This is a genomic window from Pontibacter silvestris (assembly GCF_020907275.1).
GTDB lineage: Bacteria > Bacteroidota > Bacteroidia > Cytophagales > Hymenobacteraceae > Pontibacter > Pontibacter silvestris.
This window is the reverse complement of the sequence record NZ_JAJJWI010000005.1, coordinates 248,091-262,793: the sequence shown is the minus strand read 5'-3', so window position 1 is coordinate 262,793 and position 14,703 is coordinate 248,091. Positions and strand designations below refer to the sequence as shown.

Below are 14,703 nucleotides of genomic sequence, written 5' to 3'. Positions count from 1 at the left end.
TTTACACAGTTCTTGAGATACTGCCGAAAAAACGGCAGATAACAAGAATAACTATCTTGTTGATAACTGAAGTGAGGTTACTTAACTTTCATTTATAATATCACAACTCTCACACAGCCAAACGTTCTATAGCTGCTGCAGCTTTGCATTAAGCTTATAACGCTTGCCTTTCTTAGTTCTAAGTGTAATCACCTGATCCCTATAGCGAATACGGCAGTTGTTTCCCAGCTTTGAAAGTATGTTAACTTGCTTTAACGCGCCATCTTCCCAATCAATATCTACCTCGAAGCCTCCGCGTGCCACTATGCCATGTATGTAGCCTTGTTTCCAGGCTTCAGGTAGTGCCGGTAGCAGTTCAACTTCACCAGCATGACTTTGTAGCAGCATTTCTGTGATACCTGCAGTAGCACCGAAATTTCCGTCTATCTGAAATGGCGGATGCGTATCAAAAAGGTTGGGCAAAGTAGACTTCTGCAGCAAAGCCACCAAGTTTTCATAAGCTGCTTCACCATCATGTAATCGTGCGAAAAAGTTTATAATCCAGGCGCGGCTCCAGCCAGTGTGACCTCCTCCGTGCGAAAGGCGGTAATTTAAAGTTTTACGGGCTGCCTCCATTAGCTCTGGGCTCTTCTGTTTCGTAATCTGCCGGCCAGGGTGCAATGCAAACAGGTGCGAGATGTGGCGGTGTCCTGGTTCAGGCTCCTCAAACTCTTCAGTCCATTCCATTATGCGTCCATCGCTGCCAACTTTAGTAGGTGTCAGACGCTGCAGAATACCTTCAAGATGCTTTCTCAATGCTGCATCTACATTTAACACCTTACTTGCCTCAATTGTATTCTGCAGGAGGTCGCGCATAATCATGTGGTCCATTGTAGGGCCCATAACCATGGTAGCAATTTCACCATTAGGAGTTTTAAAAGTATTCTCAGGTGAAATAGACGGACCAGATACTAATTTTTTCGTTTTAGGATCTTCCACCAGCCAGTTAGCACAGAACTCTGCCGCATCTTTCATTACTGGATAGCCTAAGTCCTTCAAGTACTTTTTATCTTCTGTAAACAAGTAATGCTCCCACGAATGCTGTGCACACCACGCCATTCCCATAGGCCACATGGCCCATTGAGGTTCTCCATAAGTTTCAGTAAAAAACCAGGGGTCAGAAGTAAAGTGCGCAACAGTTCCATTTATGCCGTACATCTCTTGTGCAGTTTTACGGGCATCTGGTCTTAAAGCATTCAGGAAATTCAGAAAAGGTAAATGCATCTCTGAAAGGTTCGTAACCTCTGCTGGCCAGTAATTCATCTGGATGTTTATATTGATATGGTAATCTGCACTCCAGGGAGGCGTAAGCCCATCAGCCCAAATCCCCTGCAGGTTAGCTGGCAAGCCTCCAGGTCGTGAACTGCTAATTAAAAGATATCGCCCAAACTGATAGTATAGCTTAATCAACTGCGGATCAGTAGTGCCATTTTTCATAGCGGCCAATCGCTCATCTGTTGGTGCTTTGGAGGCATTCGTAGCTCCTAAGTCAAAGTTCACTCTATTAAAATACTTCTGGTAATCAGCAATATGATCAGCCTTAAGAGCATCATAATCTTTTTTAACAGCAGCAGTTAATTGTGCTTCAGACGTTATCAAAGGATTATCTCCTCTATAATCGGTTGCAGCAGTAAGAAGCAATGTTACAGTGTTTCCTTTATGTACAGCAATGCTATCACCTGCAACTTGCACAGTCCCTCCATCATGTAGTACTTTAACCCTTGCTACCATTCTAACTCCTACTCCATCGCCAACATGTTCACTCATGATGATTTCATTACCCATAACCTCAACTTTAGCCTTATTTCCTGGCCGGGTTAACGTCAGGTTAAAAGAAAGAGAGGCAGGCTTATCGGCTGAAAGCCTCACTACCAGCGCCTGGTCTGACGCACTGGAAAATATCTCACGTGTAAAAGACACATTCCCTGCTCTGTAACTTACCTTAGCCACAGCGGTGTTTAAGTCAAGCTCCCGTTTATAATTTGTTATGTTCTGAGAGATTTCACCAAAGTTCAGAAGTAAATCACCTAAAGTTTGATAGGAGCTGGAAACGCTTTTGTCACCCATCATTTTCTCTTTGGCTAACTCCTGCGCTTCTGCATATTTACCGGAAAAAAGTAAGGCTCGCACTTCAGGTAAGGCTTCACGTGCTTCAGGGTTTACAAAATCAGCAGGTTTACCAGTCCATACTGTTTCTTCGTTTAGCTGAAATCTTTCCGATGCTATACCACCGAAAACCATTGCTCCCAGCCTCCCATTGCCTACCGGTAGTGCCTCGTTCCATTCAGAAGCAGGTTTGCTAAACCACAGGTTAAGGTCATGCTGACTAGGTTGCTGATTGTGTTGCCCGTTTATATGGAAGGCAAGAAATATAAACAATAGAGATAACAAGAGTTGCTTTACAGAAGGCTTTATCTGATACATGAAAGATTCAAATTGTTTAACTAACGCTAGTAAAGATAAAGAAACAAATCTATCAAAATATATTCAACTAATTATTAAAACTGTACATTATATACATAAAGCTATGTAATGTACAGTAGAAAAACATAAGCATCATGACGTGCGACATAAGCTTTTTAAGACATCTTTCACCTAAGCAACGTCCTTTATTGGTGATGGCTGGCATTTTACTTTCCTATCACTTCTTCCTAAGTGTATGGAATTATTTGCCGCTTTAGATTTAGCCCTGATTAAGACTGGCACTAAGGACAAGTTAAAATCTGAAATACTTTTTCTAAAGACACCCCTTCAATCAGACGATAATACAGCTCTATAAAGAAGTAATGTGTATTATCGTTTTTAATGCTTATTTTAGATAAACCTAATCTAAAATTATTACCGACAATGTTTAAGAAAACTTTCACCTCTTCATGTCTGGCAGCTTTGCTATCCGTTCAGGCTTTTGCTCAGGTAAGCCCAGAATGGCCATCTGTATTTAAGAAAATAAACACAGAAGTACAAAATAACTCTAAGGCGTACAGCACCCTTAAAACAGCCAGCGAAACCATTGGTCACCGGCTTACAGGTTCAGAGAATGGCAAAGAAGCAGAAGAATATGCCTATAACCTGTTAAAGTCTTATGGCTTCAGTGATGTGCGCTACCAGCCTTTTGAAGTGGAGAGTTGGAGCCGCGGAGACTTAAGTTTTAAAATTGGTCCTGATGCCTCACATTTACAAACTGTTAAGTCTGTATCACTGGCACACTCACCCACTAAAATAGAGATGACCGCAGACATAGTAGATATGGGTAATGGCCTTGAAGCTGACTATCAGGCAAATCCTGGTGCAGTTAAAGACAAGATCGCTTTAGTGTATCTCGGTGTACTTCCTGGCTCACCGGAAGGCACACACACATTGCACCGTTCTGAGAAAGCAGCTATTGCCATAAAATACGACGCAAAAGGCATCATTATCATCAATACCGTTGATGGCGGTACTTTATTGACAGGCACTGCTTCAGTAACTGGTAAGCTTATTCCTATTCCAGCCATATGTATAGGTAAAGAAGATGGATTACGGCTTAAAGAGCAGTTAAAAAGTGGTCCTCTGAAGGCTCAGATCAATATGAGCAATTTTTCCGGAATCATAAAAGCCCGTAATGTAATTGCCACACTAAAAGGCAAATCACTACCAAACGAGAAGGTTGTCGTTGGCGGCCACTTGGATAGCTGGGACTTGGCTACCGGGGCTATTGATAATGGTATTGGTTCTTTTTCGGTTATAGATATGGCGCGTACGTTTCAGGCGCTTAAACTAAAGCCTAAGCGCACCATTGAGTTTGTTCTTTTTATGGGCGAAGAAGAGGGATTACTAGGTTCTAAAGCTTATGTAAAAGAGGCTATAAAAGACAAATCTATCAATAAACTGGCCTTTATGCTGAATTATGATATGACGAATGATCCTAAAGGCTATAGTGCCAGCAACGAGATGTGTAAGCCCTTATTTCAGTCTATAGGTGCCATCACTGCTCAAATAGACACAACCTTTAAAAACAGCTTTAGTTCCCGTGCCGGGCTGCATTCCGATCATCAGCCATTCATGCTACATGGTATTCCTACAGGGGGTTCTTTCGGAGGAAAGTTACCCAATAATGGCAGGGACTGCTACCATGCCGACTGCGACTCTTTTGATCAGGTTGATGAAACTGGTTTGAAGAACACAGTGCGCTTTAGCAGCATGCTGTTATATGGGTTGGCTGACGCCTCCAGTATACCCGCCAAACGTTTAAATGATGAAGAAACAAAAGCTTTCTTACTTAAAAATAACCTGGAAGAACCGCTGAAAATTGCCGGCGAGTGGCGCTGGGCTGATTAAGAAAACATAAAAAAACACCAGACAAGGATGCACCTGCTTATAGGTAGCAATATGTTTGGTGTTTTTTATGTAAGTAATTGCAGCTCTTATTCTTTTGAAGCTAGCTGAATTAAATGGAAACTACAATTTTGCCAAAATGAGAGCCGCTACTCATAAAGTTCAGCGCATCCTTAACCTCATCAAAAGTAAAAGTTTTGCCAATAACAGGTTTTACCTGATTTGCGGCAAAAGCTTTAAATATTTCTGTCAGCATTTCAGCACTGCCGACATAAATACCTTGCAGGTTCGTCATGGTTAACGGTGATATAAATATATTGTCTGTCTGCCCAGGTGCTCCTCCTCCTACGGCACCAATTATGTAAATACTACCTCCCGGCTTTATTGCTTTCAGAGACTTGTTTAATGTACCAGGGCCACCGACTTCCAATATAAAATCTACCCCCTCTCCACCAGTGCATTCTAAAGCTATTTCATCCCATTCAGGAGTTTCTTTATAATTGATGAGGTAATCAGCACCAAGTTCTCTGGCCTGATCCAGTTTCTCATTACTGCTGGAGGTAACTATAACTTTTGCTCCAAAAAGTTTTGCAATCTGTAAGCCGAAAACAGATACGCCACCAGTACCTTGCACCAGGACTGTGTCTCCGGCTTTGATGCTGCCCTTTACAACCAGTGCATGCCATGCCGTAACACCTGCGCACGGAAACGTAGCAGCTTCTTCAAAAGAAAGTTTATCAGGGATTTTTACGACTGCATTCTCATCAAAAACCACATACTCTGCTAATATACCATCTGTACTACCACCCAAAGAACGTGCTGTCTTTTGCTTTGAAAAAGCCCCGCCATGCCAGTCCGGAAAAAAGTTTACAGACACTCGGTCTCCTGGCTTCACTTTTTTAACACTTTGCCCCACTTCTGTTACAACACCGGCCCCGTCGCTGAAAGGAATTAAAGGAAGCTGCTCGCCAGGATAACTGAAGCCTCCTGCTGCCACTGCTGTGTCACGGTAGTTTAAAGAAGCAGCTTTCATCTGAATCTTTACTTCATTGTCCTTGACTACTGGCTCATCATAATCTCCAAGTTTTAAGTTATTCAATCCTTTTGGTGCATGAAGTTTATATGCTCTCATTATGTTATTGCTTTTAGTTTATTAAATCGTCTTTTTTGAGATCAGCTTACTTGAACAGTTTGCTTTATTACACTTTTACGTAAGGAACCTTTAAAGTTTATTGTCGCAAAACCTGCCTAAGCATTCAAAAGCAGAACAATAAATTCTAATCCATGTTGAAACATATTTATTTTAACTATTCTTATTATTTTTAGAACATTTTAATATATTTGTGAATAGTTATATTAAAATTTAGTTACTAAACCATACAACTTTTTAGGCATCATTTTACATGATGGGCATTTATGAATGAGAAGCTAAATGTTTTGGTCAATTTCTTTGAAGCAAATGATATAGCTCACAGGAGCCAGATTATCAAATATAATACAGATGTACTTTATCCGAGAAATTTCAAGCTTCTTGAGGATACAGCAATCAACATCAGGTTCAACGACAGTAACAGGTCTTTTCTGCACTTTCTGTCTCTTTACTCTGTTCAAAAATTAGCCGAAAAAATAAAGGTCGACTTAACAAGATGTAATCTGTTCAATCAACAACTGAAGACAGTTTATGTACCGCAGAAACTGTTAGAAAACAAGGCACTATTTTTTTCCCATGGATTTTTCCCTGCTGGTATAAGGAGAAGAGGAATACCGGTTTTAACAAATACCGGCTTTATGACAAATGAGTACGAAGGCATTTACAATGATGACGAAAGATGGCATGAGGTAAACCAGATATGCAAAATGAGCTCACAGTCTACCTTTATAACCTTTAGTTCTAATAACGCCATTGAAAGATTCTGTTCTTTTGCTCCTTACATGAAGTATAAAGTAAAACTGGCGCCTTTTCTGATTCCAAAGATAGGTAAGCTTACCGAAGATGAGATGTATAACAAGCACTTTGGCAAAGTTTTAAAGATATGTTTTGTAGGTATTGATGGTAAAAGAAAAGGACTGTCTAATGTTTTAGCTGCTATCAGAAACATTTATCAGCGTGACAACAACTTATTTACGAATTGCGAATTCAGCTTTGTTACCCGTGACCCTGTTGTACTCCCACAGAGCATAAATTATAAACACTATAAATACCTTGCTAATGCCAGCGTATTAAAATTATTGCGTGAATCAGCCATCTTCTATATGCCTACTTTAAAAGATGCCTATGGCTTAGTGTACCTGGAAGCCATGGGAAATGGTTGCGCTGTACTTTGCGACAATGAGATGCCCAGAATGGAAATCTTTGATCAAAGCCTTGCTCATTTTACAGATCCTAATTCCTTAAGCCAGATTGAATTGGGGCTGATGAGGCTTATCAGCGATAAGGTCTACAGATTCGAGATGGCTACCAAATCTTATATGCGTTTTAGCAAGCATTATTCATTTGAAACAGTTAGCAGTTACTACAAAGACTTATTCCAGGAAACAGTAGATGCTGAACACTTTTTCGTAAATACTAAACACCGACTTATAGCCTGATAGGCTGCATGTTTAGAACTCCTTTTACAAAGCTTAAATCAAACCTATAAAATGGCAGGCTTGCTTAGTCACAAATCAAGAACTAAACCCTACCAAGCAAGTAGCTACCAGAACTTCAGCGTATGCCAAAAAAGCACTTAAACGTCTGCTATGTTATCTATAGCGAAGAAATCTGGAGTCCTTTACTTAAAAGACAGGTTTTGGAGTTGTTGCAGGCAACTGCAAAATCTGACATGAGCTTAAAAATCCGGTTATTATACATCTTTCCCTGGTACTGGAAATTCATAAAGAGAAGAGAGATCAAAGCTTTCGTAAAGAAGTTCGATACAGCACCTATTGAGCTAAAGTTTCTTCCGGTACCGTTTCCGTTTCCTTTTCCATACTTTTCACCGAAGTACGTTAAAGGGCTTGGCTTCAGACCTTACGAGGCAGACTCATCTTACTTTTTTTGGGTTGTAAAACTTTTGGTTTTACCTCTTTTACTGAAATATGCTTTTATAGATAGATTTAAAGTTTTCCATTGCAGAAGTTATCCTTCGTCTGCTATTCTTCTTCTCCTAAAAAAAATCAGTAAAAAAGTAAAGTTAGTTTTTGATCCTCGCTCAGACTATCCAGAGGAAAATCTTCTGCAGAGTTCCTGGACAAGAGACAGCCATGCCTTTAAGTTCTGGAAAAGCCAGGAAAAGAAGTTACTGCAAGGTTCATCCTTAACTATATGCATATCTGATTATTATCAACAGCATTATCAGAACTGCTATACTGACTTTAAGTTTAAAGTTGTACCGAACAACGTTGATTGTTCAAACTTTAAATTCGATGCTGTTGCCAGAGAACATATCCGAAACAAACACAGCTTTGGCAGTAAGATTATTTTTTGTTACCTCGGAAGCATGAGCATCGGTGGCTGGCATTGTCCGTACCTGTATGCTGAGTTAATTAAGAACTATAGAGCGATAAAGAACAAACATGCATTCCTGTTTCTGATTCCCCAAAGTTCCAAGATACACCTAGAAAAGGCATTTAGAGAAAATGATATCGATAGCAGCGAATACCTGGTTATCAGTCCGGAATACCATGAGGTACCAAACTACCTTTCTGCTGCAGACTATGGCCTGATCTACCTAAAAAGAGAGAAAATAGCACTTGGCACTAAGGTAGTAGAATATAACGCTACAGGTTTGCCAGTACTTGTAAACAGTAATGTGATTAGTGCAGCAGGTTATGTTCAGAAACATAAAACAGGCTTAGTGATTAACATAGCCTTGGGAGACTTAGATAAAGATAAAACACCTATAGACAACATTGATTTTGCAAAACTAGAGGTAATATTCACAAGAGAAAGAATAGCAAAGACAGCTGTTTCGCTTTTTTCAAATGAAAAGATAGCCTCTGAATATGCTCAGATTTATCAGGATTTAGCAAATTAGTTTAGAATTTTGCAAAGCGACACCCTTTGGCTAGCATTTCATTTATAGCAGTTTTAAAGGGTGAAAATGTCTGCTCACAATCATGCATCAGAACTACTTCGTTCGAGGAAGTAAACGTAACACCATATTTTTCTTCAGGTACTACTCCTCTGCAGTCAAAAGGATTCTCTGAAAAAAGCCTAGCCAGCACATCTGCTTCACTTTTAATATCGAACATTCCGCTTGATCTTTTCAGGCACCATTCCATTACATCCAGTGTCCAGTGTACGTCGCGTTCTTTTGCTAGATAGTTTTTGTAATACCCATAAGATACACCTGGTGCCATAATGTTTGTATAACCAAGTTCAGTCAGGCTCTTCTGAATCTTTCTTTTCTTCAGCCTTTTTCGGGGATCTGTACCTCTGGTAAAAACCTGCCCAAGCATACCATCACCTTTATCTCCATAAGGAAACCTGAAATACTTTTTGTCCCGCGCAACTCCTGCTCTGTTATAAAGCTTCTCCAGCAAAAGGTGCGTCTTCCGAATTTCTTTAGAAGCTTCGCGTAAAGAAATCTTTGAAAAAGCTTTGTGCGAATAAGAGTGGTTACCAAGTATAAACCCCATCGAGAGAGCTTTTATAGCTAAGTCCTCCTGTTTAGCAAGTTCTTTTCCGATACAGAAAATAATACACCTGATATCTTTCTTTTTAAGGAAAAAGAGCATTTCCTCCGATGTTCTGGAAGGGAAATCATCAATTGTAAGGTACAACTCTTTTTTCATGCGGAACAGTCAAACTTTAAATAATTAAAATATCTGCAAGATAATATATTAATATTTAAAGCTATTTATCAGGATAAAATTCTTACTCTAATTCCTGAACATGGATTTTAAATACATTGCTCAGCATGTTCAAGTAGAAAAATCAGCGTTTTCAATAAAACTGAAATGCAATGACAATTGTCATTTTGGTGCTTGATATACCTCATTTCTCTACAGAACCATCACTCCTACCTTGTGAACTTAATCACTCTCATAACTATGCAACCTAACATGCATCATACATTCCATATTCCAGTCATGGGGCTGGCTTTCTCTGTTGACTCTCCCTTGAAAGTGGCACAGTATGGCATTTCCTCTACACTTTCTCTTAGCGATGATACTCTATTGGAGCAGATGCGGGAACACTACAGCCAGCTGAATAGCAAGCCTTACGTTCCCATAGCCACTCATGAGGAAGATTACAGAGCTAAGCGTGTAACTGCTTATCTGAACATGGTAGATGAACTGGTAAAGCAGCAAATAGCTGACATAAAAGGCGAAGAATTTGAGCCTGAATCCAGGTTAACAAAATACTTTACCATACTTCCTGATACCTCTCCTCTTCGAGCACTTTATCAGCAGATGCTAGTACAGGAAGATTCTGCTCAAAAACAGAAGTTACAACAGGAGCTACGCCAAGCCGTTGTGCCAGGCAGTATTGATGTAAACATTATGACAAAGCTGGATAAAACAAATTATGCAAAGAACGGTGAAGCATTGCCTCCAGAATATTCTGATGCCCTGGCTGCTCTGCGGGGCTTCGCCAACAGCAACGTGCATTCTTCTATGGTGTTTTCCGCCGGCTTTAATATGCGCCTGTATAGTTATTTAGAGCAGTTTCCCGTGTTTGTTCCTGATAATGAAGGCAACATAGCTAAAAAGATTATTATCAAAGTAAGCGACTATCGCTCGGCTTTAGTACAAGGTAAGATACTGGCAAAAAAAGGAATCTGGGTATCAGAATTCAGAGTTGAATCTGGTTTAAACTGTGGAGGACATGCTTTTGCCACGGATGGCTACTTATTAGGCCCTATTTTAGAGGAGTTCAAACAAAACAGAGAAGCCATGCAGATGGAGCTCTACAGCATATTTTGTGCTGCACTGGCTGGCAAAGGAGTGCATGTGCCACGTTCAGTACCAGATATGCGCGTTACTGTACAAGGAGGCATCGGTACAGCTAATGAGCAAGAGTTTCTGCTGCAATATTATAAAGTAGATGCGACAGGCTGGGGTACGCCTTTCTTATTAGTTCCAGAAGCAACTACCGTAGATCAGGAAACACTTGCAAAGCTTTTGACAGCAACAGAAAAGGACCTGTTTCTAAGCTCTATTTCGCCACTTGGTGTACCCTTCAATAGCCTGCGAGGCACCAGCAACGAAGAACTAAAGAACTACAGAATAGACAGAGGTAAACCTGGCAGCCCTTGTGTGAAAAAACATCTTGTATCTAATTCAGAATTTACAACAGAACCAATATGTACGGCATCCAGAAAATATCAGCGGCTAAAGCTTGAGCAACTTGCAAAGCAGGGACTGCCTCAGGATGAATACAAAGCAGAAGAAGCAAAAGTGCTGGTTAAGGAGTGCCTTTGCGAAGGTTTAGCCAACACTGTACTTGTAAAGCTCGGGATCGGGATTAGCCAAAAACAAACATCCAAAGGTGTTACGATATGTCCTGGGCCAAACCTAGCTTACTTCACAGGCATATTTAAACTACAGGAGATGGTTGATCATATTTATGGCCGTTTTAATGTGCTGAATCAGACTTATCGTCCGCACATGTTTGTGAACGAACTGAAGATGTACATAGACTACTGGAAGAATCAAAAAGCTGAGCAACTTAATACTCTAACTGATAAGCAGCACAAATACCTCCAGAACTTTTGGCAGGAGCTTATGAAAGGTATTTCTTATTATAAAGGAATAGCCTCTAAGGTATATGCTGATAACCTGGAGAAGCAGGTATTATTTATAGATGAGTTATTGGAAGCGGAAGACCAACTTCTGTTTTCTAAACTGGAAAAGCTAACATCAGCTTAAGATACTCTTTGCCTTTTAAGACTTTATTTGTTAGCTAAGAGACAAGTAATTCTACTCCTATCCCTCGCTATATCTTTCCTAGGTACTTTTAAATGCTTAAGAAGGAACAGCAGGGGATTTTTTATAAGAATGCAGAACCCATGATTACAGGTTGTCTTTAAACTTACTTAGTTACCCTTAGTATTATAAAGTAAAAAGGGCTTAGCAAAATGCTAAGCCCTTCTTCTAATATATTGCTAGTAAATTACTTTACTTTGTCAACAATGCTTTTGAAAGCTTCTGGATGATTCATCGCCAGGTCAGCAAGTACTTTGCGGTTCAGGTCGATGTTAGCCTTTTTAAGGGCACCCATTAGCTGAGAATAAGATAAGCCATGCTCACGAGCACCTGCATTAATACGCTGAATCCACAACGCACGGAAATCTCTCTTCTTAACTTTTCTATCACGGTAAGCATAAACTAAGCCTTTTTCTACCGCGTTTTTCGCAACTGTCCAAACATTCTTGCGACGGCCAAAGTAACCTTTGGCCAATTTCATTACTTTTTTTCTTCTGTGTCGTGCTGCAACGACATTTACCGATCTAGGCATTTTTTAAAAGTTTTAGCGACTGGTGATTCAAATAATCTTTTTAAAGACCAGGCACTGGGTTCGTACTGTATTAACCTTACTAACTTTAGAAGTTAGATTTTAAGCATAAATTTCACGTTTGCTTCGTCAGCAGAGCTAACAAGGCCAGTGTGTGTCAAATTACGCTTTTGCTTTGTCGTTTTCTTAGTCAGGATATGGCTTTTAAAAGCGTGCTTACGCTTAATTTTGCCAGAACCTGTCAAAGAGAAACGCTTCTTTGCACCAGATTTAGTTTTAACTTTTGGCATGGGTATATAAATTATTAAACAAATTACTTTTTAGAAGCAGCAGGTGCTACCTTAGGAGAAAGAATTAAAAACATTCTTTTCCCTTCCAACTTAGGTAACTGCTCAACTTTAGCAAGGTCCTCAAGTGCCTGGGCAAATTTAAGTAACAGGATTTCTCCTCTTTCCTTAAAAACAATAGATCTACCCACAAAGTGAACGTAAGACTTCACCTTATAACCACTTTCCAGAAAACCCTGGGCATGTTTCAGCTTAAACTCAAAATCGTGGTCATCTGTATTCGGACCGAAACGGATCTCTTTGATTACCACTTTCTGAGCCTTCGCTTTCATTTCCCGCGTCTTTTTCTTCTGCTCGTATTTAAATTTCGAGTAGTCGATAATACGGCAAACGGGTGGATTTGCAGTTGGCGAAATCTCTACCAGGTCTAGATTTTGCTCGTTGGCCATTTGCTGGGCTTGCCTTGTAGGGTAAACCCCCTGCTCTACATTGTCACCAACCACCCTTACCTCTCTGGCAGTTATTTTATCATTGACTTTGTATGGCTCCTCCACCTTTCCGCGTGGGATATAGCGCCTGTTTTGCGTAGCTATAGTTGTACCTCCTTAAGTTTTAATTATTACAATTAAGTTGCGAATATCGCAATTTATCTATCAAGAAAAAAATATCTTCTTTAATTATTGAGTAATGCAGCTATTTTAGATTTAAATAAGCTGATATACTCTTCCACTAACATGCTGCCTAAATCGCCTTCACCATGTTTACGTACTGATACGGCTCCATTCTCCTGCTCTTTCTCTCCTACAATCAGCATGTATGGCACTTTACGAACTTCAGCGTCACGTATTTTACGTCCAATCTTCTCATCGCGGTTATCTACATAACCTCTTATATCCTCCTGCGCCAATCGGTCATATACCTGTTGTGCAAAATCGTGATATTTTTCAGAGATCGGAAGTATAGCAAATTGCTCCGGGCTCAGCCACAGTGGAAAATTACCGCCACAATGTTCTATCAGTACGGCAACAAAGCGCTCTAAAGAACCAAATGGCGCACGGTGAATCATTACCGGGCGATGTTTTTGATTATCAGCACCAATGTATTCCAACTGGAACCTTTCTGGTAACTGGTAATCTACCTGAATAGTTCCAAGCTGCCATTTACGGCCAAGGGCATCCTTTACCATAAAGTCAAGCTTTGGTCCGTAAAACGCAGCCTCACCCAATTCGGTTACAGTTCTTAACCCTTTCTCTTCGGCTGCCTCTATAATAGCACGCTCTGCCTTGTCCCATGCTTCGTCTCCGCCAATGTACTTTTGCTTGTTTTCTGGGTCACGCAGGGATATTTGTGCTGTATAGTCATCAAAACCTAACGCTTTAAACACATACAACACCAGGTCAATTACTTTTGTAAATTCATCTTTCACCTGGTCCGGGCGGCAAAAAATATGAGCATCATCCTGTGTAAAGCCACGAACACGAGTCAGGCCATGCAGCTCACCACTTTGCTCATAACGATACACAGTTCCAAACTCAGCCAGGCGCACCGGTAGCTCTTTATAAGAGCGCGGACGAGTTTTATATATCTCACAGTGGTGAGGGCAGTTCATTGGCTTCAGAAAGAACTCTTCACCTTCGTTTGGTGTCTTAATTGGCTGAAACGAATCTGCACCGTATTTCTCATAGTGGCCGGATGTAACATACAGCTCTTTGCTGGCTATATGAGGCGTTACTACTGGCTGGTATCCGGCACGCGTCTGCGCTTTACGCATAAACTGCTCTAAGCGCTCACGTAACAGTGTGCCTTTTGGCAACCACAATGGCAAGCCCATTCCCACCTTCTCAGAGAAGGCAAACAGTTCCAGTTCCTTACCCAATTTACGGTGGTCACGTTTCTTAGCCTCTTCCAAGCGCTCCAGGTACTCTGTCAGCTCTTTCTGTTTTGGGAATGTAACGCCATATATGCGGGTTAGCTGTTTGCTGTTTTCGTCGCCACGCCAGTACGCACCAGCCACATTCATAATTTTAGCAGCTTTAATAATGCTAGTATTAGGGATGTGTGGCCCACGGCAAAGGTCTACAAACTTTCCTTGCTCATAAAATGTGATAGTGCCATCCGCCAGATCTTTTATCAGGTCCAGCTTGTACTCATCACCTTTCTCTGTAAAGTAATCTACTGCCTCTGCCTTCGAAACTTCTCTGCGGGTAAACTCACTCTTATTGCGGGCAAGTTCCAGCATTTTTTGCTCCACTTTGGCAAAGTCATCCTGAGAAAACTGTTGTTCTCCAAGATCCACATCATAATAGAACCCATTCTCTACAGGAGGGCCAATACCAAATTTTATACCCGGATACAGTTCTTCCAGTGCCTCAGCCAGCAAGTGTGCAGATGAGTGCCAGAAAGTATTTTTACCTAAATCATCATTCCAGGTGAGAAGCTGTACCGTTGCATCCTGGTTTATAGGGCGGCTAAGGTCCCAGACAGTATCATTAACTTTGGCAGCAAGTACATTACGGGCTAAGCCTTCACTTATGCTCTGTGCAATCTCAAGGCTTGTTACGCCTTGTTCATATTGGCGTACAGAGCCATCTGGCAGTGTGATGTTGATCATTATTATCTTAT

Annotated in this window: 11 protein-coding genes; 4 read left to right on the top strand and 7 right to left on the bottom strand. The window is 40.7% G+C overall.

The annotated features are described in order from the left end of the window. Positions 1 to 126 precede the first annotated feature (126 nt). Entirely contained in the window at positions 127 to 2,463 is a 2,337-nt protein-coding gene (locus tag LN995_RS06750) for a glycoside hydrolase family 95 protein (RefSeq protein WP_229959671.1), read from the bottom strand. A 423-nt stretch (positions 2,464 to 2,886) separates the two neighbouring features. On the opposite strand from LN995_RS06750, the gene LN995_RS06745 reads away from it, so the two are divergent. Continuing rightward, positions 2,887 to 4,356 (top strand): M28 family peptidase, encoded by a 1,470-nt coding sequence (locus LN995_RS06745; RefSeq protein WP_229959669.1) that lies wholly within the window; start codon positions 2,887 to 2,889, stop codon positions 4,354 to 4,356. A 109-nt stretch (positions 4,357 to 4,465) separates the two neighbouring features. Here LN995_RS06745 and LN995_RS06740 read toward each other — a convergent pair whose 3' ends face one another. Beyond that, positions 4,466 to 5,485, bottom strand: a complete 1,020-nt coding sequence (locus tag LN995_RS06740; protein ID WP_229959667.1) for a zinc-dependent alcohol dehydrogenase family protein — start codon at positions 5,483 to 5,485, stop codon at positions 4,466 to 4,468. A 305-nt stretch (positions 5,486 to 5,790) separates the two neighbouring features. Here LN995_RS06740 and LN995_RS06735 point away from each other — a divergent pair, with 305 nt between their 5' ends. Further along, positions 5,791 to 6,942, top strand: coding sequence for a glycosyltransferase family protein (locus tag LN995_RS06735; protein ID WP_229959665.1), 1,152 nt, complete (start codon positions 5,791 to 5,793; stop codon positions 6,940 to 6,942). Between the two features lie 122 nt (positions 6,943 to 7,064). Then, on the top strand, positions 7,065 to 8,369 hold the full coding sequence (locus tag LN995_RS06730; RefSeq protein WP_229959663.1) for a glycosyltransferase: 1,305 nt from the start codon (positions 7,065 to 7,067) through the stop codon (positions 8,367 to 8,369). A 1-nt stretch (position 8,370) separates the two neighbouring features. Here the strand turns inward: LN995_RS06730 and LN995_RS06725 are convergent, their stop codons facing one another. Next, on the bottom strand, positions 8,371 to 9,129 hold the full coding sequence (locus LN995_RS06725; protein WP_229959661.1) for a polysaccharide deacetylase family protein: 759 nt from the start codon (positions 9,127 to 9,129) through the stop codon (positions 8,371 to 8,373). Positions 9,130 to 9,387: 258 nt separating this feature from the next. Here LN995_RS06725 and LN995_RS06720 point away from each other — a divergent pair, with 258 nt between their 5' ends. After that, positions 9,388 to 11,208, top strand: coding sequence for a hypothetical protein (locus tag LN995_RS06720; RefSeq protein ID WP_229959660.1), 1,821 nt, complete (start codon positions 9,388 to 9,390; stop codon positions 11,206 to 11,208). Positions 11,209 to 11,452: 244 nt separating this feature from the next. On the opposite strand, the gene rplT is transcribed toward LN995_RS06720, so the two are convergent. From rplT to thrS, 4 genes are all read right to left on the bottom strand, one after another. Further along, a complete protein-coding gene (gene rplT, locus LN995_RS06715; protein ID WP_229959658.1) occupies positions 11,453 to 11,797 on the bottom strand; it encodes a 50S ribosomal protein L20 in 345 nt (114 codons plus the stop codon). Between the two features lie 92 nt (positions 11,798 to 11,889). Then, entirely contained in the window at positions 11,890 to 12,084 is a 195-nt protein-coding gene (rpmI, locus tag LN995_RS06710; protein WP_229959656.1) for a 50S ribosomal protein L35, read from the bottom strand. Positions 12,085 to 12,107: 23 nt separating this feature from the next. Then, a complete protein-coding gene (gene infC / locus LN995_RS06705; RefSeq protein WP_229959654.1) occupies positions 12,108 to 12,635 on the bottom strand; it encodes a translation initiation factor IF-3 in 528 nt (175 codons plus the stop codon). A gap of 119 nt (positions 12,636 to 12,754) precedes the next feature. After that, the gene (gene thrS, locus LN995_RS06700) at positions 12,755 to 14,692 is read right to left on the bottom strand and encodes a threonine--tRNA ligase (protein ID WP_229959652.1); all 1,938 of its coding nucleotides are present in this window, start codon (positions 14,690 to 14,692) and stop codon (positions 12,755 to 12,757) included. Between the last annotated feature and the right edge of the window lie 11 nt (positions 14,693 to 14,703).